The following is a 20,493-nucleotide window of genomic DNA, read 5'->3' on the forward strand; positions in this document are numbered from 1 at the left end:
CCGTTCACTCGTTGAACGGTTTTTTTGTGTAAACCGTCATATTGTGACCGTTTTTGATGTATAATTAGTATTAAATCGACATTACTGTCGAATAAAGTCGTAAAATGAATGTTTTTTAGAGAAATAAATAAAAAAATGAACGTTTTTGGTTGATTTTTAAATGTAAACGCTTTATATTAAAGATGCGGAGGGAAACCAATGTTAACGAAAAAACGCCATCAGCTGATTCTTGAGCTACTCGCTCGAGAAGAAGTCGTCAAAATGCAGACGATCGTCGAACGGACGGGAGCTAGTGAATCGACCATCCGTCGCGATTTATCACAACTGGAAACTGCTGGTCACTTACGCCGTGTTCACGGGGGAGCGACGGCAAACCATCTGCAGATTGATGAGCCGAGTTATGTCGAGAAAACAGATCGTTTCGTCGATGAGAAAAATCAAATTGCCCGAGCGGCGGCTGATTTAATCGAAGACGGCATGTATGTCTATCTCGATGCTGGAACGACGACGCTTGCCATCGTTCCTTATCTCGAACAGAAGGCGATTACGGTCGTGACGAACAGTCTTCCTCTTGCGAATACGTTACTCTACCACCGTATCCCGACGTTCGTCGTCGGAGGGCAACTCAAGCATTCGACGCAAGCACTGGTCGGCTACAATGCACGTGAAGGAATGTTGATTTACCACTTTGATGTCGCATTTCTTGGGATGAACGGCGTTCATCCGACGCAAGGGTTTACGACACCAGATCCGGAAGAGGCACTCGTAAAGAAGACAGCGATTGAGTTAGCGAAAAAATCGTATGTGTTGGTCGACGAAACCAAGTTGGATGAAATCAGTTTTAGTCGCGTTGCACCACTTCGTGCGGCGACGATTATCACGATGGCATCGAACGAACAAACAGCGAAATACAGTCAATATACAGAGGTGGTGAACGCGAAATGATTTATACACTGACACTCAACCCATCAATCGATTATTACGTATCGTTACCGGTATTTGAGGCAGGACAAGTCAATCGTGTCGAACAAGCAGAAAAAGTAGCAGGTGGAAAAGGAATCAACGTTTCACTCGTCTTAAAAAATTATGACGTCGAGACAGAAGCACTCGGTTTTTTAGGCGGAAGTACGGGACAATTCATTCGAAGTGAACTTGAAAAACAAGGCGTACTGACAGCTTTCACACCAATTGCTGACGAAACCCGGATTAACGTTAAAATTCGTGCCGATCAAGAATCGGAACTAAATGCAGCAGGTCCAGTTATTCAGGATGCAGAACTAGAGACGCTGCTCGCAACATTCGAAACAATGCAGTCAGGTGACATCGTCGTCTTCGCCGGAAGTATCCCAAGCAGTCTTCCACATGATTTATACAAAAAAATTGCACTCTTATTAAATGAACGCGGTGTTAAATTTGCCGTCGATACAACTAAAGAAGCAATGCTCGAAGTGCTGCCGCTCGGTCCATTCATGATTAAACCGAATCATCACGAACTCGGGGAAATCTTTGATGTCGATATCACATCAAAAGAAATGGCCGTCCCGTACGCCCAACAGCTTGTCGAACGAGGAGCGGAAAACGTCATTATTTCCTTTGCAGGTGACGGGGCATTGCTCGTCAACAAGCAAGGGGCTTACACGGCGAATACGCCAAAAGGAAAACTCGTCAACTCGGTCGGAGCAGGGGATTCACTCGTCGCAGGGTTCGTTGCCAGTCATGCACTCGGACGTCCGCCGGAAGAAGCATTCCGGTACGCCGTGACGACAGGAAGTGCTTCCGCGTATTCGTTCGGATTATGTACAAAAGCAGACATCGAACGGTTATTGACCGATGTCGAAGTCGTTGAACTCATTCAATCATAATAAAGGAGTGTGACTACTCATGAAAATTACAGATCTGTTAACACGCGATACGATTAAACTGGATTTACGTTCTGATACAAAAGCAAGCGTCATCGATGAGCTTGTTGAAGTACTTGATCGTGCTGGTAAACTAAACGACCGGGATGCTTACCGTGAGGCGATTTTAGCACGTGAAGCACAAAGTACGACAGGGCTTGGTGAAGGGATTGCGATTCCTCACGCAAAAACGGCTGCCGTTAAATCACCGGCAATCGCGTTCGGTCGTTCGACAGGACTTGATTATGAAGCACTGGACGGACAACCAAGTCGCTTGTTCTTCATGATTGCAGCTGGAGAAAATGCGGACAATGCCCACCTTGAAACACTCTCGAAACTATCAGTCTACTTGATGGACAACAACTTCCGTGACACGATTCTCTCGGCTCGTTCGGAAGATGAAGTCATCGCGGCCATTGAAGCGAAGGAACGGGAAGAAGAAGGTCCTGTTGATGTGACACCGGAAACGGTCGATCAAAACGCACCTTACATCCTCGCTGTAACCGCTTGTCCGACAGGAATCGCCCACACGTATATGGCAGCAGATGCTCTCCGTCAAAAAGCGGAAGAGATGGGTGTCCGGATTAAAGTAGAAACGAACGGTTCGACAGGTGTTAAAAACGGTCTGACGGATGCTGACATCCAAGAAGCGACAGCAATCATCGTCGCTGCAGATAAAGCAGTCGAAATGGACCGCTTCAATGGCAAGCACGTCGTTGAAGTACCAGTCGCACAAGGAATCCGTAAACCAAAGGAACTGATTGATCGCGCCGTCAAACAGGACGCTCCTGTCTATAAAGGCAGCGGGTCAGGAAACAGCGGTACACCAGCACGTGGTGGATTCTACAAACACTTAATGAGTGGGGTTTCAGCGATGTTACCGCTCGTCGTCGCAGGTGGACTCTTAATCGCAATCAGCTTCTTCTGGGGAATCAACTCGTCAAACCCGGATGACCCGACGTATAACCAATTTGCAGGTCAATTGATGTCGATTGGTCAAGCCGCATTCGGTCTTTTAATTCCTGTCCTTGCTGGATTCATCGCGATGTCAATCGCTGATAAACCAGGTCTCGCACCAGGTTTGATTGCCGGTTTCCTCGCAAGCCAAGGGAATGCAGGTTTCCTCGGTGGTCTGATTGCCGGTTTCCTTGCAGGTTACGTAGTTCTAGTTCTTGTTAAAGCTTTGAAAGGTCTTCCGAAAGCTCTTGAAGGAATTAAACCAGTCCTGCTTTATCCATTGTTCGGTTCATTCATTACCGGTATGATCATGTTGCTCGTCATCAACGAACCGGTTGCAGCCTTCATGACATGGTTGACAGATTCACTTAACGGACTTAGTGGCGGTAACGCAATCCTCCTCGGTATGCTCGTCGCAGCGATGATGGCAATCGATATGGGTGGTCCGATCAACAAAACAGCATACGTCTTCGGTACGGCAGCACTTACAGCAGGGAACACGGAAGTCATGGCTGCGGTCATGGCAGGCGGTATGGTGCCACCACTTCTCGTCGCGTTCTCATCAACATTGTTTGCACGTAAGAAATTTACACCGCAGGAACGTGAAGCGGGTATCGCAGCTTACGCAATGGGTGCATCATTCGTTACGGAAGGTGCGATTCCATTCGCGGCAGCAGATCCACTTCGTGTCATCCCGTCAAGTGTCATCGGTTCAGCAATCGCTGGTGCACTTACAATCGTCTTCGGCGTCTTACTTCCGGCACCACACGGCGGCGTATTCGTCTTCCCGTTACTCGACGGCCCTTCAGGCACATTGATGGCAGCACTCAGCTACGCAGGTGCTATCTTAATCGGTGCACTTGTCGGAGCGGCAATTCTCTCGCTTTGGAAGAAACCGCTCGTCGATCAAGAACTCGCGAAAAAAGAAATGACATCTGGAACAGCTACAAAAGCATCGTAATCAAAACGAAATCACCCTCAGTCCGCTGGGGGTGATTTTTTCTGTTAGGAAATCCTTCTATCCAGCGTACAGACAAAGTGGTGTTGGAGGATAAAAGCTTCTTCCATTTCCGTTGCTTGCCTCTTGCCAGTGCGTGGTCACGCACTTTTCCCGTAGGAGTCAACGAAAAAACGAAGCTTTTTAGGCGATACCGCTAGAAAAAGCAAATCAGACAGTCGATTAAGAGCGCGTTCTGTCTTAAATCGTTTTAGGATTGCCACAAAAGGCGATTCAAGGAGCGAAAGGTGGGTAAACATCACGTCAAAACTGCTGTTATAGTAGTTTGTTTATGAGCTAGATTCATTTAAAGTAAATAGAGAAGAGAATGAAGGGGGGAAACGTCTTGAAAAAAATCATGATTACTAGTTTGACTTTATTTTTAATGATAGGCGGTTTTCTTTTTATAAACAGGGGAGTAGATAAAGAGTATGAAGAAGACGTCAGAGAAAAAATTGTAAACTATATAAACAAAAAGTATGGCGAAGAAAATATTGTTTCAGTAAAATCTGCGTACGACGATAAACATAGAGAGAAAGATAAGAGATATAAGATTGCCGTCAAAATTACCGGTGAAGGATTGAAAGACGATGAATATATGGTTTTTCGCTTGAATGATGGAAAGGTAGTCGAGGAAGGCGTGACCACTGCTTTACCAAAGGAAAATTAGTAAAGTTAGGTTAGATTTTTCTTGTTTTCCATTAGACTAAGTTCGGAGCTAGTCCTTTTCTATATTCTTAAGGAAGATTGTGTGTTAAAGATATGAAATCACCCTCAGTCCGCTGGGGGTGATTTTTTTATTGCGTTTTCATGATATTAAAGGAAGAATAGAGGGCATACTTACATTATGAAGGAGGGATCAACTATGGGGGGTCAATCCTTACAAATTGGACCACGTACCATCAAAACAGGACTAGCCGTTATTTTGGCATTAGTTATTAGCAATCTCTTTAACTTAAGCCCGATTTTACCAGGGATTTCGGCAGCAACGACATTGTTGCCTTCTGTTTATCAAACATGGAAACAATTTTTAGAAGAGGCGGAGGCCAACTTGATCGGTGCCTTTTTAACGTTACTCGCCTTATGGATTCTCGGAGCGAATCCTGCGAACCCACTTGCGATCGGCATTGTCATCATGGCAGCCATTTCCATCCTGCTGGCGTTCGGATTCGGTCGGACGATTCCTCACGTCGTCTTGATGATCATCGTTATCTTGGAGAGTGTCGAAGGGGCGACAGAGCCGTTATGGCAAATCGTTTTGATACGGTATTTACTCGTGATGCTCGGGATTGCGTGTGCCCTCGGTGTCAATGCATTGATTTTCCCGCCACGGTACGGGAACGTTTATTATCAAAAAGCCTCAAAACTATTTGAGAAGCTGCTCGTCGTCACGCGGGCAATCGCTTTTGAAGGGAAGGTCGCTCCGTATCGCCCGGCAATCGATAAAATGAGTAAATCCCTACGCGAGACACAACAATTATTTAACTTGCACCGGGAGGAAGTACGAGGGACACGCCAAAAACATGTCCCGTTGCTTCGTAACATCATCATCTTACAACACATGCAGTCGTGCTTGGAACGGAGTGTCGCGACAGCGGAACGTTTCCGTGAGCGGGAACAGGCCCTGTCGAACATCGCCGATGACTTACGCAGTGAATTGTTCTACCACGTCATGCATATCGCCCAGCGGCAGGAGAAAGTCCTGTTGACGTATGATTTATTGTTGACGGAAGAACCGCTCGCGATGGAAGACTTAGTGAAAGAAAATATCGCCTTCGTTAAACATTCTTTTCTCGATCGTGATGAGCTTGAAGAAGAAGAAATCATGGAAATTTTACCGATTGTCGTCGCGATGAATGAATGGATTCAAGAACTTGAAGCTTTTGAAAAACGCCTTCATGGCGCGTTAAAACGGCATGCGACGTCATTATCGATTGAACAGAAATCAGTCCGGGACAAAACATTTAATCGGTTTAAACGTAAAAAAGCCATTGACGAAAGCCAAAAGTAAGCGTATAGTCCTTCTTAACAGCACTTTAGTTACTAAAAGCATAACAGCATAACAGAACGAAAGATATAGACGAGGACGAAACCGAAGTAGAAACAATCTCCCTGTTTCAGAGAGCACGTGGCGCTGCGAACGTGTACACAGATTGAATCGAATTACAGTTTCTGAGTCTCTTGCGAAGCAAGCGGAGAAAACCGTTATCCCGTAATGAAGTGATTCGTGCGAAGCATGGATTATCAGGGTGGTACCGCGGCTTTCGTCGTCCCTGTCGGACTTGATGTCCGACAGGGACTTTTTATTGTTTAATTTAATCCAAGGGGGAACTTCATATGTCTACACCAATCATTCCAAGTCACTTACAACCACACGTCGCACCACAGCATTACGAAGATTACACACCAACGGATCATGCGGTCTGGCGCTACGTCATGCGCTTGAATTTAAATACATTGCAACATACAGCACACCCGGCGTACCTCGAAGGGCTCGCTGCTTCCGGAATCAGCCCGGAACGCATTCCTGATGTCCGCGAAATGACGGCGAACCTCAGTCGCGGTGGTTGGGGAACGGTCGCCGTCGACGGTTTGATTCCGGGTGTCGCTTTCTTCGATTTCCAAGGACACGGTCTCCTGCCGATCGCAACCGACATTCGGAAGGTCGATAACATTCTTTACACGCCGGCACCGGACATTCTGCATGAAGCGGCAGGACACGCACCAATTTTGATGAATCCGACGTATGCTGAATTTGTCCGCCGGTTCGGTGAAATCGGAGCACATGCCTTCAATCATAAAGCAGAACATGATGTCTTTAAGGCGCTGAAAAAATTAACGATTGTCAAAGAAAGTCCATTTTCAACACCGGAAGACATTGAGGAAGCAGAAATCGCACTCGCAGAAACACGGACCCATGTCACAGGGATTTCGGAAGCCAATGAAATTTCACGCCTCTTTTGGTGGACGGTCGAGTTTGGTTTAATCGGTGATCTTAACGACCCGCAAATTTACGGGGCAGGTCTTCTGTCCTCAGTCGGGGAAAGCCGCCACTGCTTGACGGATGCCGTCAAGAAACATCCATTTTCACTTGCGAAGGCACTCGCAACAAAACATGACGTCACGAGCATGCAAAAAGAATTGTTCGTCTGTGAATCATTTGAACAACTGCGTGACGCATTAGAAGAGTTTGCACAGACGATGTCATACGTCCGTGGTGGACGTCACGGCCTCATCAAGGCGGTCGAGTCCGGTAATCTGTCGACGCTCGTCTTTGCATCAGGTCTCTCGCTCGTCGGTGTTCCGGCAGCACAAGAAACGTTTGAAACAATTGATCTCGTTCGATTTACTGGACCGACGGCACTCGCAGCGAATGGCGAAGTATTAGAAGGTCAATCACAGACGGAGCACCCGAACGGCTTTACGCTCTTGCACGGAGAAGGATTGAACGCGGTTCTCGAGCGAGTCGAAGTCGGCGAGCAACTCGAGTGGACGGAAGGGACGTTACAATTGACGGGTCATGTCGCAGCAATCGAGCAAGTGAACGGTAAACGTGCCATCGCCGTCCTGAAAGACGCTCGATTAACGAAAAATGGTGTGACGGAGCAATTCGATCAACTGGATCTCGTGATTGGTGCGATTACGTCAACCTTCCCGGGAACAGAAGTTGAAGCCTTAAAACCGATTCCGGAAACCGTTGAATTTGAACGGATCGAACGTCCATTGACGGCAGCTGATCCGATTTTTGAAGCCGTTCGTGCCATTCGTGAAGGTCAGGCGAGTCAGTCGCGCCTGTCACAGCTGATTGATCAGACACTTGTCCAGTTACCGGATGCCTGGTTACTCCGGCTTGAACTGCTTGAACTGGCAGATGAAGTCGACCAACCGCGTCTCCTTGACGATCTCGAGCGCCTGAAGCAGACGTCACCGGAACGCGACGAGTTGATCACGCGTGGCATCAAGATGCTTGATCTCGTTCATGCATGAAGCGGACGTTCGAGAAATCTGTCCAAACCTGTTAAAATGAATACGGTTCATGGATGAAACGTAAACATAGGGGAGTGGACAGTGTGAAACAACCAAATTATTTTCAAGACGTGAAACAGTTCCATCACACATTTAATCACCCGGGAGCAGAACGACCAACCCCGCTCGGACTCGAGCGTGGCATCAAACGGGCAACTTGGACGACAGAAGAAGCAGCAGTCGAATTTCTGCATCAATCGTCACGGGATGAAGCCGAATTTTTAGCAGCAATCGATTTCCTCAAAGCAGGGATTGACCGGGCTGTTGAAAAATCATTAAAGGAAACGTATCCGACGACGTCCGTCGAACGCCTCGTTGGTCAAGGTGATGCCTTGACGGACGCACTTTACTTCATCATGGGTAGCTTTGTCGAAGCAGGACTCGAACCGGGACCTCTTTTTGAAATCGTTCAACGCGCGAACATGGCGAAACTCGGGCCAGACGGTCAACCGATCTTCCGAGAATCCGATCAAAAAGTCATGAAACCGGACGGTTGGTTGCCACCGGAACCGCAACTCGAGGCCGAAGTGTTACGGCAGATGGATGAAAAAGCATAAGGATGGACTACGATCGAACAAAAAGAACCACTTCCGCTTAGTTAGGGAAGTGGTTCTAGTGTATAGACGAAGTGATAGCGGGAGATAAACGCGTCTTTTTTCGTTGCTTTCCTCGGGCGAGGCGCAAGCCGTTGCTCCTTGCTCCTAGCGGACAACGAGCAGGGTCTTGCATGCCTCTGACAGCGCAAGGACCTTGCACTTTTTCCCGTAGGAGTCAACGAAACGTGACGCTTTTTAGCGGGATCGTGAGAATGCAGACAGTGTAGCGCGCGTTCCGTCTTGAATCGTTTTAAACTTCATAAGTGTAACTTCAGACTGAAACCACTTCCGCTTAGTCAGGGAAGTGGTTCTTTTTTTGAAAGTGAGTAAATATCCGTCCTCTACAATCAGCTTACATTTGATAATCCGGCAGCACGAGCTTGCCGTCCGATTGAAAGACGATTCCTTCCGCTTCGAGGGCCAATTGCTGTTCAATCCCTTGCGAAATTTCACCTTTGGCGTTGACGACGCGATGCCATGGTAAACGTTCCGCCTGACTCATACTATGCAGAATCCGGACGACTTGGCGAGCGGCCCGTGGGTTTCCAGCGAGGCGGGCGATTTGACCGTATGTTGCGACACGTCCTGCAGGAATCGCACGGATGATCGTCACGACGTCCTGCGTGAAGGGGGTCATCGTTCTTCGTTTGTCGAGACGATGTATTGCTGGACTTGATCGTCCTCATCGAAGCCGATCGTGACGTCGGTGATGTCTTGTTGGATCCGGAGTTGCAGTTCGAGTCGGTCTTTAATATCGTCCGCTTGCGCTACGGTCATCGCCGGATCGATTTCAATCTCGACTTCGACGTGGAAGTGGTCACCTTCTTTGATGACTTCAAGTTTACTGATATCACGGACGTCCGGATCTTGCATGATTAAACCACCGAGCCGTGCCGCCATCGTTTCATCGGCTTCACCGAGCGCTCCGGCAGCGTTTTGCAAGAAAACGTTACCGACGACATAAAACATCATCAGACCGATGAGGACAGAGGCGATGCCTTCCGCTTGATGATAAGGCGTCACATGTGAAATGACGACAGCGATCATCGCAACGATGCCACCAGCCGTCGCGACTAAATATTCTAAGAAGACGAGTCGTGTCGCAGGCTTCGCTTGTTTTAATGATCGAAAACTTTCGAGAATCAGACGTGGTCCTTTTGCTGTCAGTTTGGCATCGTGGGCAATTTCTTTCATCGCCTTAAAGAAGACAGCACTTTCAAGGACGACACCGGCAAATAAGACAGATAGGGTGATCCAGAATCCCGTTGACTCCGTTGGGTCGATAATATGTCCAATCCCTTCATGAATCGTTTCGTAAGCCATGATGCCGACGAATAAAATTGCGCCGAGCAGAACGAGGTTGACGAGTCGACCAAAGCCATTCGGAAAGCGTTTTGTCGGTGCTTTTTTACTGAGCGCTGAACCGATGAAGACAAAGAACTGGTTCGCGGCGTCGCCAAGTGAGTGCATCATTTCGGCGAACATCGCAACGTTTCCGGTTAAGGTGTAGGCAATGGTCTTGATGATGGCAATGATGGAGTTGACGATTCCGGCTGTTAATGCCGAACGATTTCCTCGTCGTAATAACGTAATGAATTCTCCCATGAGTGTGCTCCTTTTGTTAACAAACTATAGTAATAGTAGTAGTCTACACTAAATCGATAGGAGAGACTAGAAAAAAACCGCTCCGCACAAGGCGGAACGGCTGGATATCAAGCTATTACGTCAAATCAACGGTTTTGTTGATTTCGTTCGAGTCGTCATTTCCTGTGACTTTCTTGAGGACTTGTTTGACAGACTTAGTCGTGTTTCCCGTTTCCCAGTACTCGGCAGCTTCCGTATCAATCTTGATTAAGACGACTTTCGGATCTTCGTAGCTTGTCCCGAGATACGCTTCGTAACGGGGGCTCCATAGTTCTTTTTTGCGGGCGACATCTTCGACGATTTCTGCTTTCCCGCGAATCGAGACGTATGATTTGTCGACATAGGCGACGTTGACGCTCGGATTTTTTAAGATTTCATTGTATTTCCCGGTTTCTTTAGAAGTGAGGAACCAGAGATCGCCATCGAACTCGATATCCTGTGTTTGCATCGGACGCGAGACAAGACCTTCATCTGACACTGTCGTCAGCATCGCCGTTTCGATTTTATCGACTAATTTTTTGACCGTTTCGACTGCTTCTTGATTCGTTGACATGTATAACACCCCATCTGTTCATTTTTTTTGCTCACTTTAAGAATGTTCCCTGAATTTAAAATTGAAAACGTCATCAATGAATCAAGAAGCAGTTTTATTGCATTCCGTCGTTTCCGAGGCGTACAGTCTAAGTATGAATTTCACTTCAAAGGAGCGTTTTACACGATGAAATTAAGTATATTGGATCAATCTCCTGTCTCAAAAGGGCAAACCCCATCCGAAGCATTACAAGAAACAGTCGATCTTGCAAAAACAGCAGATGAACTTGGCTACACACGCCTGTGGGTTTCGGAACACCACTTCGCGAAGACACTGGCCGGGTCGAGTCCGGAAGTCTTGATTGCCTACATGGCAGCGGTGACGAAACAAATCCGTCTTGGTTCAGGCGGCGTCATGTTACCTCATTATAGTCCTTACAAAGTTGCGGAAAACTTCCGTGTCCTCGAAGGGCTTGCCCCGAACCGGATTGACCTTGGGCTTGGCCGGGCACCGGGCGGCATGCCGCTAGCGACACGTGCCTTACAAGAAGGTTCGTCGCCACGCTTCGGCGGCGCGGACTATGGCGCACAGCTTGACGATCTCGTTGATTACCTAAAAGACGGCGCACCGGCCGATCACCGTTTCGCAGGACTCGTCGCAACACCGGAAGTCGACACGACACCGGAAGCGTGGTTGCTCGGGTCAAGTGGCGGCAGTGCGTTAAATGCAGCACAACGCGGATTCGGTTTTGCATTCGCCCACTTCATCAACGGACAGGGCGGACAAGACGTGATGGATTATTACCGTCATAACTTCATGGCGACATCATTCAACGCGACACCGCAGACACTCGTCTCGATTTTTGTGACGTGTGCCGAAACGACGGAAGAAGCAGAACGGTTGGCATCCAGTCTTGATTTGTCATTACTCTTACTCGAAAAAGGGGTTTCATCAACCGGAACACCGACACCGGAAGAAGCAGCGGCATACCAGTATTCGTTCCAGGATCAATTCCGGATTGCCGAAAACCGGAAACGGATGATCGTCGGAAATCCGGAAGACGTCGCCCGTCAATTGCAAGACCTCGCCGATTCATATGGAACGGACGAAGTCATGATTGCTTCGATGATTGCCGATAAAGAAGCGAAACAACAATCACTCCGTCTCATCATGGACGCGGTCAAAGCAACGGTTTAAATCAATCCGGACGTTCATCTCAGCTTGCTGAGGTGGACGTTTTTTCAGGTTCAGGGAGCTGATCCTTCGCAAGACGTTCTGCCCGGACGTCATGCCGTAAGTGGAAAAATCCGATTCCGACCGTCACGAGTAAACCGGATGAACTGATTGCGAGGATCAGATTGAGCGAGACGTAATCACTTAACAGGCCGAATAACAGCATCCCGATTGGTGTAATACCCATTGCGAGTGATTCGAGGACACCGATGACACGCCCTAAGTAAGCCGGATCGGTTTGCCGTTGCACGAGCAGTTGAATCGGAATGTTTGACCGGAGAATGATGAACCCGACAGTGAAGGAGAAGATGAGAAAATAAGCAAATGTCCAGTTCGGCGGAACAATCCCGAGTAACGGTAATAAAGGGGAAAGGAATAGAAACCCGACTAAAGCAACCGACTGGAACAACGTCATCAATGGACGCTTAATCGTAAAGCGGGGGAGCGCAAGCAACAGCGAACTAAGCAAAAGACCCACACCTAAAGCTGCTTCAATCGTTCCGAACTGAAATGGTGTAACGTTGAGACGATCGAGTAAAATGATGGGATAGATGACTTCTAAGGCGATGAAAAAGAAATTCAACACAAGTGCCATCAAGATGAGTGTCGTCAGGACCCGTTGTTTGAATAAATAACGGTAGCCGGACTGAAAGTCTGCCCAAAACGAAGGCGGGCTTTCTTCATGAACAGCGGGGATGACGCAGAATGTCAGGCGCATGTTCCACAGCGCAGCGAGAGAAAACAAGCTGAGCGGTAAAAGGGTGAAAAGGTGGATTGGTGCAAAGGCTAACAGGAAACCGGCCAGCATCGGAGCAACAATCGACGAAAGGGAACTGATACTTGAAATCAGGGAATTACCACGCTGTAATTCCGTATCGTCAAGCAAGCGGGGCAAGGAACTCATCAAGGTAACGGAGAGGAATGTCGAAAGAGCCGTTAAAAGGGCACTGACGATCATGTAATGAATCGTATGGACCGGGAACAGGGCGGCGTACCCGGCAAAACCGGCGAGTATGACGGCACTCGTCGCCTCGGTCGTGACGATGATTTTTTTCCGGTTCCAGCGGTCGGACAGCACTCCGGCAACGGGCGACAATAGAATCCGTGGCAGTGTCCCGGCGAGTAAGACGAGCGCGAATTGCAGCCCGGATGACGTTTCCCGTAATACGGTCAAACCCGCGACGAACGTAAAGAGACTCGCTGCGAATAACGAACAAAACTTACCAAATAACAACCGTTGTAAATTTTTCGACATCATGATTCCTCCTTTTTGTTCAATTAAATTGAACTTTCCTTTATACTAGATGAACAGGAGATATTTGTAAATATAAAAGTTAAATTTAATTTAACTTAATCAGTAGAATGAGGTGCCGGCCATGCTTGGACAACGAATTAAAAGTTTACGGAAAGCGAAAAAAATGACGCAGTCGGATGTCGCAGACGGCATCATGACGAAATCGATGCTCAGTATGATTGAGAACGATAAGGCGACGCCGTCCTTACCGGCGTTACAAGCAATTGCGCGTCGTCTGCATGTCTCGATCGATGAGTTGTTGATTGATCCCCGGGCGATCGAAATGAAGCAGCTGATTGAAAAAATCAATGCACGAACAAACGACTATTATGCGGAAGAACAGATCGCCGACATGCTTGCACCCTATTTAGAACCGGCGATTGATTCTTACTGGCAAGGTCGAATCTATGAGATGTATGGAAACGCATTACGTTTTTCGAACATGGAACAGGGCTTACATTATTTCGATTTAGCGGAGGAAATTTACAAGCGGCTTGAATTACGGGATGAACAGATGAATGTACAAATCTCGAAAGTCTATTTTTTATTTTTCCTGCGCCGTTATGAAGAGGCGTACCGAAAGGTGGATGCGATGATGATTCATCAGGACGTCCCACTTGCACCTGAAACGTTTCTTGACTACCAAATGTTACAGGCTCTCCGCGTCAGTGTGAACGAAGACAACTGGAGCCAGTCGATTGACTTTTTACGGGAAGGCATCCGTTATATGCGGGAAAAAGGCGTCTACAGTGACGTCAGTAACTATCACCGGTTGCTGGCGTTATTCTTAAGTCTAGACGGAGACTTTGAGGCAGCCGACCACGAACTGGAATTACTGGAACATTTCTTTTTGTTCACGGAAGCAACAGCATTCGAGCGGATTCTTGTCGAGTTGACGAAAGGGTCGATTGCGGTCCACCGAGAGGATTATGAAGGCGTCCGGTATGCGCGGGAACGACTTGTTGAAGTCAATATTGAAGCGTGCATTCATTACATCGGATACTTCGAAGTCAATCTGTGTTTGTGGAAGGACTCAAAAGAGACACTCCCGTTTGACCTCCAGAGCGGTGTCGCTAACATTTGGCGCGGTGCACATTTATGGCAAGTTGGCGGTGAATACGATCACGCGATGATGCTATATGCACTCGCATTAGCGATGCGCGCCGGGGTAGGGGTGGACCGTCGGGCAGAAGTGGAAGAAATGACGAAACAACTGTCACCGGGACGATTCAAACAAGAAATCGAGCAAATCTTAGCGGAATTATCGTAAAAAACAGGGCTGATGCAAAAGTCGCTCCAGACGATTTTTGAGTCCGCGCTTTCCATGGGCGGAAGACCCGGCAGGAAGCGAGGATTGCGCTCCTTTTTCCCATAGGAGTCGAGGATGAACACTCGGCACATCTAAGATGCCTATCGAAAAGAAAAAAAGGAGGCGCTTGCTTCACGCGACGCCTGCAGAAAAAAACGCAAAACTTACGCTGTCAGAGACAAAGAGACCCGACCTCCTGTCCACTAAGGGCAGGAAATCGGATCTTATGTCTCGACTGAAAAAAGGGGGAAAGTGCACTTTTTTAGTCAATCCTGTTGCATCAGAGGGCTTTAAAGCCCAGTAATTTTTGAGTCCAGTACTTTTCCGACAGGCGACTGATGCCGAGTGACGGTGTATTGGCATGGATGAATTGGTCATTGTTCAACATGATTCCGATGTGGGTCGGACCTGCGGCATACGTATTCTCGAAGAAGATGATATCTCCCCGGACCGGCTGACGTAATTTCGACAGCTTCTGACCGAGGTACAGGTCGTTGTTCCAGTAGCCATTGACGTTCGTCCGCCCGACTTTGTAACCGGCCGTATTCAACGTGTAGTTGATAAAACCCGAGCAATCGAATCCGCCGTTGATCGGGCTACTCGACCCCCAGACGTACGGTGTCCCGAGATACTGTTGACCGATTGAAATCGCCCGTTCCATGACACCGGAAGCAGGGACAGTCGAGACAGGAGGCGGTGTTACGGGCGGAGTCGTCGCAACAGTCCCGGTCGTAATGTAGCTTTTCGCGACATAATAGTAACCTGTCCCGATTTTGATTTGGTACCATCCGGCAGCGGAACCCGTCGTTTCACCCATCACCTGAACGCTCGAACCGTGGGCAACTTGGGTGAAGACTTGTGAGGAGGTTGTTGGTGCCGTCCGGACATTCAAACCTGACGGCGCATTGACGGTATACGTTTTGGCTTGGTCGACCGGATTGATCGAGACGCCATTCGTTGCAGGCGGTGTTTCTTTTGCTGATGCAGCAACATAACTCGCGGCGACGTAGAGGACTTTTCCGTCGAGCTTAATTTGATACCAGGCGTCAATCGTACCCGTGACCGTCAAGAGCGTTTTATTCGGAATCGTTTTGTAGATTTGTGCCGACGCCGATGCTGCTAAGCGGGCATTCAGTCCGCCACTTGCGTTGACTGTATATTGTTTGGTCGTATCGACGGCTTTAACGGCTGTTGCGACAGGTGTCGTCACTGGTGGTTTCGATGTCGTTTTGACGGTTGATTTTTTCGCAGTGATGAGACTGGCATGGACGTATGCCGTCTTTTTCTTGTAGACGATTTGGTACCAAGAACCGGTTTTCTTTTTGACGGACACGGCTGCATTTTTAGTAAGTTGTCCGACTTTTTTGGAAGCCGTACTCGCTTTCTCACGAACATTGACACCAGCTGTATTCGTTATGTAAGTCGTTGTTGTCGTCGTTTTAGCTGTCGTCGTTTTTGCAGCAGTAGCTGCTTTCACATAACTCGAAGTGATGAATGCTTTTTTCGATTGATAACGAATTTCGTACCAAGAACCTGACTTCTTAACAGCGGTTACCGTTGTACCTTTTTTTAAGGTCGTAATGATGGGTGCGGAAGTAGTGGCAGCAGTTCGGATGTTGACATTTTCGGTTAACGTTAACTTTGTGGAGGCGGCTTCGACCGCGGTCGCTGAACTGACCAACGCGAGCGTCGTCAAAGCGAGAAGTGTCTTTTTCAAGTTGCGTAACTCCCTTCCAAAATGGTTCGAATAGAATCGTTGTTACCATTTTGTCATATGAGATGTTAATTCCCCTGTTTTTAAAATATATTTTTTATGAAAAAACTTACTTTGATTTTCAAAAATAATGATCTGTGTTTTGAGGCGCGATTAATCTAGAGTCTTCTTGTACACTAGAATTAGCTAGGAGGGGAATTTACAAATGTTAAAACGATTTTATCAATACTACATACCGCATAAACGCTTGTTTTGGCTCGATTTTTCGTCAGCCTTATTCGTCGGTATACTCGAGCTCGCGTTTCCGCTTGCCGTCCAGTGGTTCATCGATTCTTTGTTGCCAGAAGGCGAGCTGAACTGGATCATCTTAGTCAGTGTCGGTCTACTGTTGCTTTATGTCATCAGTACGATGATGCAGTTCGTCGTCAATTACTTCGGACATAAGCTCGGTATCAACATCGAGACCGACATGCGGCGCCAATTATTCGGACACGTTCAAAAACAGTCGTTCCGCTTTTTTGATAACACGAAAACAGGGCACATCATGAGCCGAATCACAAATGACTTGTTCGATATCGGGGAACTGGCTCACCACGGACCGGAAGATGCCTTCATTGCCGTGATGACGTTACTTGGTGCCTTCTCAATCATGCTGACGATTAATGCGCCGCTTGCGCTCGTTACCGTCATTGCTGTTCCGTTCCTGATTTGGTTGATTAGTTTCGCCAACGTCCGGATGAATCGTTCGTGGGACAAGATGTACGGCAATATCGCCGAAGTCAACTCCCGTGTCGAAGATAGCGTCTCAGGAATTCGTGTCGTCCAGTCGTTTACGAACGAAGCCCACGAAGTCGCGCGGTTCGAGCAAGATAATGCAACGTTCCGTCAATCGAAGATTAATGCCTATAAAGTCATGAGTACGAGTCTGTCCGGTATTTACTTGACGACGCGGCTGATGACGCTCGCCGTTCTTGTCTACGGTGCCTATTTAAGTTACAACGGCCGCCTTAGTTACGGCGAACTTGTCGGGTTCATTCTCTACATGAACATTTTGCTGAAACCGATTGATAAAATCACGGCACTTCTCGAACTTTATCCGAAAGGGATGGCAGGTTTTAAGCGATTCGCTGAAATGATTGATCAGGATGATGAGCTGAAGGATGCGCCAGACGCAATCACGGTCGATCGTCTGCATGGTGCAATCGAGTTCGATGATGTTAGTTTCGGCTACGAAGCCGATCGATTGATTTTAAAAAATATCAACCTGTCCGTTGAACCCGGTCAGACAATTGCCTTCGTCGGAACTTCGGGTGCCGGGAAAACGACGATTTGTTCCTTAATCCCTCGCTTTTACGATGTTTTAGAAGGGGCGATTACGATTGACGGCATCGATGTCCGGCAGATGACAAAAGCTTCTCTCCGCCAACAAATCGGTATCGTTCAACAAGACGTCTTTCTCTTTTCAGGGACGATCGCTGAGAACATTGCTTACGGAGATTTAACGGCGAATCGGACGGATGTCATCGCAGCTGCCGAGCGTGCCCATCTCGGACAGATGATCGCTGATTTACCGGAGGGGTATGATACACAGATTGGGGAGCGGGGCTTGAAATTATCCGGGGGACAAAAGCAACGGCTGGCGATTGCCCGGATGTTCTTGAAGAATCCGCCGCTATTGATTCTAGATGAAGCGACATCTGCACTTGATACGGAGACGGAAGCGATTATTCAAGAATCGCTCGCGGAACTCTCGAAAAACCGGACGACTTTAATCATTGCCCATCGTCTCGGGACGATTCGAAATGCGGACCGGATTCTCGTCGTCACGAAAGAGGGCATCATTGAAGACGGTACACATGACGAATTGATTAAAAATGGTGGTTATTTCTCCCGGTTACTTGAAAAACAACGGGTCTGACATGCCTTTAAAAACCGGGTACCGGCTGTCTTTTCATTTGAAAGACGAGGTGAACCCGGTTTTTTCTTTTGAGGAACTTCGACGCGTATAGTCAGATTCGGGAATGATTTGTCAGGAAAAGGGGAAAACAGAACCGAAGGGAGGGCGCTTTGATGTACGGATTATTTTGTGAAAACTACAATAAGACCTATGCCATTCTCCGCGAGGAAACGTCCCACGACTTCCGCCGTTTTTTTGCCTTATCGTATACGATTCAAGACGTCGTGTTCGACCGGGCGGCCTACGATCGCTTAGCGCATGCCATTAAACGGAAGACAACACGCTTTTCAGCACTTCAAAGTCGTTATACGCCACTGCTGATTTCGCAACTTCAACTTTATAGCGACCGACCGGAACAGTTAGTCGAGCAAGTGATTGAAGCTGAAAAGCATATTAAACGGCGCTTCATCAAAGACAAAGCCGTCCGCCCGTTTTTTGCCCTTGGAGAGCTCTTGAATCGACAGCGCGGTACGGACGCTTTGCCGGTCGTCGAACACTTTCGAGCAGAACGCCCGGGGTTGAATGTGACGAAACAATACGTCGTCACGGCAGCATTGATGGACCAAAAACAATTGCTCGCATCCTTCGTCGAGGATGTCAAGACGAGTGAAGAATGGCTCAGTAAATGGATGGGACCGTCAAGCGAACGATTGATTGCCGCTCAAATCCTTGCTACGTCAAACAATCAAGCAGAACAAAAAAAACGGATTGAAAATTGGGTGGACATGCTTGAAAAACGGGAAGTTCGCATGTTTGAACGCCTATTCCCGCTACTCGCCCTGTTACGTTCGACTGATCGTGTCGACTTGATATACGTGACACGGGTCGTCGACCGGGAACGGTCGCGGAATCGGTTTTCCGAAGAAGTCAACTGGTTGCTTGCGTTTCATCTATTACTCGCTAAAGCGGGGCATAGCCGGTTGCAGTCAACCTTACTTGTACTCGAAACGCTTGAATTGACGAAAAAACGCTAAAAAGTAGCTCGCCATATATTTGGCGAGCTACTTTTTTGTCAGTCGAACGTCGTAAACGTTGCATGCTGTTCGACAGGATACAACTCTTTCCCGGCGACATCATTTAAAATCAATTGATTTCGTGAGACCGACATACCTAGATTGTCGGCGGCAGGACCGTGCGAAAGCTCTAAGTTCGTCGTCGCGTACAACTGATGATTTGTTGCGATGGAACGAACGACCCGGTAATTCGCATCGACTTTCCAAGCCTGTTCACCTTCGAACTCGATGTTCAATCGGTCAATGAAGCGCGGTAATGCCGGGACGAAACCGGTTGCTGCGACAACGGCATCCGTGTTTGATGTCCGGACTTGGTTGAGTTCCGTATGCCGCATTTTGATTGCAAATGACGTATCGTGCGTAATTTGTTCGACCTCAAGATTTGCGCGAATCTGGACGCGGTCTTTTTGATCCGTCGTCAAATCATAGAGGTGTTCGTAAATGGCCTGTAAGGTTTCCGGACTGATCCCGTTTTGCGACCGCGTGAATTTCGAAACGGCCTCTTGCCGTGTTTCAAGTGGTAATTGATTAAAATACGTGACATAACTCGGTGAAAAGATTTCTTCGCCGAGTTTTCCGGTCTCAAGTGTTTCAAAAATCGTCGAACGTGAAATCCACTCGAGTTCGAGATCCGGCGAGCGGTCGCTCGTCAATAGATCAAGGAAAATTTCTGCTGCACTTTGACCCGATCCGACGATGGAAATTTTATTTTTCGACAGGAGCTGTTCTTTTTCCATGACATATTGCGTGTTGTGAATGACGCTTGAATCAAACGTATCGGGAATTGAAGGTTTAGACCCTGTTCCGATGACGACGTTACGTGTTTCATATGTCTTCCGTTCACCCGTCTTGACGTCTTCGACAAGCACCTCATAGCTATCACCCGTGTCCTGAACATCGATGACGCGGGTCGAAAAACATAAGTCATCGAGTTGGGTTGCGACCCATTTCAAATACGAATTGTATTCTTGGCGCGAAATCAATAATTTTTCATAAAAATAAAATGTATGCAAACGATTGATGGAACGCAAGTAGTTTAAATAAGTAAAAGAAGACGTCGGATCAGCAAGTGTGACTAAGTCAGAGATGAAACTCGTTTGCATCATCGAGTCCTTAATCATCATCCCGGGATGCCATGAAAATTGTTCGCTTTCATCAAAAAAAAGTGTCCGTAATGATGTTGGATGAGCGAGTGCGCTCAACCCTAAATTCATCGGTCCAATCCCGATGCCGATCAAATCATACATAAAGAGAGCCCCCCAAAGATATTGTTCTAAAACAATACCCGATATGGGAGGCAATTGAAACGTCTTGATGTGGAAG

17 protein-coding genes and 1 other annotated feature are annotated in these 20,493 nt (G+C 47.7%); of the genes, 11 read left to right on the forward strand and 6 right to left on the reverse strand.

Annotation, left to right across the window (positions count from 1 at the left end; all coding sequences use genetic code 11):
• The first annotated feature begins 198 nt into the window (after positions 1–198).
• The 7 genes from A0126_RS05310 (at position 199) to A0126_RS05340 (ending at position 8,435) form a co-directional block, all read left to right on the forward strand.
• Entirely contained in the window at positions 199–945 is a 747-nt protein-coding gene (locus A0126_RS05310) for a DeoR/GlpR family DNA-binding transcription regulator (RefSeq protein ID WP_029333224.1), read from the forward strand.
• Positions 942–1,862, forward strand: a complete 921-nt coding sequence (gene pfkB, locus A0126_RS05315) for a 1-phosphofructokinase (protein WP_088836729.1) — start codon at positions 942–944, stop codon at positions 1,860–1,862. The genes A0126_RS05310 and pfkB overlap by 4 nt, the downstream gene beginning before the upstream one ends.
• A gap of 19 nt (positions 1,863–1,881) precedes the next feature.
• On the forward strand, positions 1,882–3,816 hold the full coding sequence (locus tag A0126_RS05320) for a PTS fructose transporter subunit IIABC (RefSeq protein ID WP_029333226.1): 1,935 nt from the start codon (positions 1,882–1,884) through the stop codon (positions 3,814–3,816).
• A 382-nt stretch (positions 3,817–4,198) separates the two neighbouring features.
• Entirely contained in the window at positions 4,199–4,522 is a 324-nt protein-coding gene (locus tag A0126_RS05325; protein ID WP_088836730.1) for a hypothetical protein, read from the forward strand.
• Positions 4,523–4,717: 195 nt separating this feature from the next.
• Positions 4,718–5,863, forward strand: a complete 1,146-nt coding sequence (locus tag A0126_RS05330) for an FUSC family protein (RefSeq protein ID WP_088836731.1) — start codon at positions 4,718–4,720, stop codon at positions 5,861–5,863.
• Positions 5,864–5,926: 63 nt separating this feature from the next.
• Positions 5,927–6,130, forward strand: a binding site (T-box leader).
• Positions 6,131–6,189: 59 nt separating this feature from the next.
• Positions 6,190–7,839 carry an aromatic amino acid hydroxylase gene (locus A0126_RS05335; RefSeq protein ID WP_088836732.1) on the forward strand — a complete coding sequence of 550 codons (1,650 nt, stop codon included), beginning with the start codon at positions 6,190–6,192 and terminating at the stop codon, positions 7,837–7,839.
• A gap of 83 nt (positions 7,840–7,922) precedes the next feature.
• The gene (locus tag A0126_RS05340; RefSeq protein ID WP_088836733.1) at positions 7,923–8,435 is read left to right on the forward strand and encodes a pyrophosphohydrolase domain-containing protein; all 513 of its coding nucleotides are present in this window, start codon (positions 7,923–7,925) and stop codon (positions 8,433–8,435) included.
• A 391-nt stretch (positions 8,436–8,826) separates the two neighbouring features.
• Here the strand turns inward: A0126_RS05340 and A0126_RS05345 are convergent, their stop codons facing one another.
• The 3 genes from A0126_RS05345 to A0126_RS05355 all read right to left on the reverse strand — a co-directional run bounded on the left by A0126_RS05345 (position 8,827) and on the right by A0126_RS05355 (position 10,671).
• On the reverse strand, positions 8,827–9,111 hold the full coding sequence (locus A0126_RS05345) for an MGMT family protein (protein WP_088836734.1): 285 nt from the start codon (positions 9,109–9,111) through the stop codon (positions 8,827–8,829).
• On the reverse strand, positions 9,108–10,079 hold the full coding sequence (locus A0126_RS05350) for a cation diffusion facilitator family transporter (protein ID WP_088836735.1): 972 nt from the start codon (positions 10,077–10,079) through the stop codon (positions 9,108–9,110). The genes A0126_RS05345 and A0126_RS05350 overlap by 4 nt, the downstream gene beginning before the upstream one ends.
• Before the next feature lie 115 nt (positions 10,080–10,194).
• Positions 10,195–10,671 carry a pyridoxamine 5'-phosphate oxidase family protein gene (locus A0126_RS05355; RefSeq protein WP_088836736.1) on the reverse strand — a complete coding sequence of 159 codons (477 nt, stop codon included), beginning with the start codon at positions 10,669–10,671 and terminating at the stop codon, positions 10,195–10,197.
• Positions 10,672–10,836: 165 nt separating this feature from the next.
• Between A0126_RS05355 and A0126_RS05360 the strand changes: the two genes are divergently transcribed.
• Positions 10,837–11,847, forward strand: a complete 1,011-nt coding sequence (locus A0126_RS05360) for an LLM class flavin-dependent oxidoreductase (protein ID WP_088836737.1) — start codon at positions 10,837–10,839, stop codon at positions 11,845–11,847.
• A gap of 19 nt (positions 11,848–11,866) precedes the next feature.
• Here A0126_RS05360 and A0126_RS05365 read toward each other — a convergent pair whose 3' ends face one another.
• Positions 11,867–13,138, reverse strand: coding sequence for an MFS transporter (locus A0126_RS05365; protein ID WP_088836738.1), 1,272 nt, complete (start codon positions 13,136–13,138; stop codon positions 11,867–11,869).
• Positions 13,139–13,259: 121 nt separating this feature from the next.
• Between A0126_RS05365 and A0126_RS05370 the strand changes: the two genes are divergently transcribed.
• Positions 13,260–14,447, forward strand: coding sequence for a helix-turn-helix domain-containing protein (locus A0126_RS05370; protein WP_088836739.1), 1,188 nt, complete (start codon positions 13,260–13,262; stop codon positions 14,445–14,447).
• 319 nt (positions 14,448–14,766) lie between these two features.
• On the opposite strand, the gene A0126_RS05380 is transcribed toward A0126_RS05370, so the two are convergent.
• Positions 14,767–16,203, reverse strand: coding sequence for a C40 family peptidase (locus A0126_RS05380; RefSeq protein ID WP_088836741.1), 1,437 nt, complete (start codon positions 16,201–16,203; stop codon positions 14,767–14,769).
• A 202-nt stretch (positions 16,204–16,405) separates the two neighbouring features.
• Between A0126_RS05380 and A0126_RS05385 the strand changes: the two genes are divergently transcribed.
• Entirely contained in the window at positions 16,406–18,118 is a 1,713-nt protein-coding gene (locus A0126_RS05385; RefSeq protein ID WP_088836742.1) for an ABC transporter ATP-binding protein, read from the forward strand.
• Positions 18,119–18,270: 152 nt separating this feature from the next.
• Entirely contained in the window at positions 18,271–19,131 is an 861-nt protein-coding gene (locus A0126_RS05390) for a DUF4003 family protein (protein WP_088836743.1), read from the forward strand.
• Between the two features lie 38 nt (positions 19,132–19,169).
• On the opposite strand, the gene A0126_RS05395 is transcribed toward A0126_RS05390, so the two are convergent.
• On the reverse strand, positions 19,170–20,417 hold the full coding sequence (locus A0126_RS05395; RefSeq protein WP_088836744.1) for a lysine N(6)-hydroxylase/L-ornithine N(5)-oxygenase family protein: 1,248 nt from the start codon (positions 20,415–20,417) through the stop codon (positions 19,170–19,172).
• Positions 20,418–20,493: the final 76 nt, after the last annotated feature.

It is taken from the genome of Exiguobacterium sp. N4-1P (assembly GCF_002214325.1).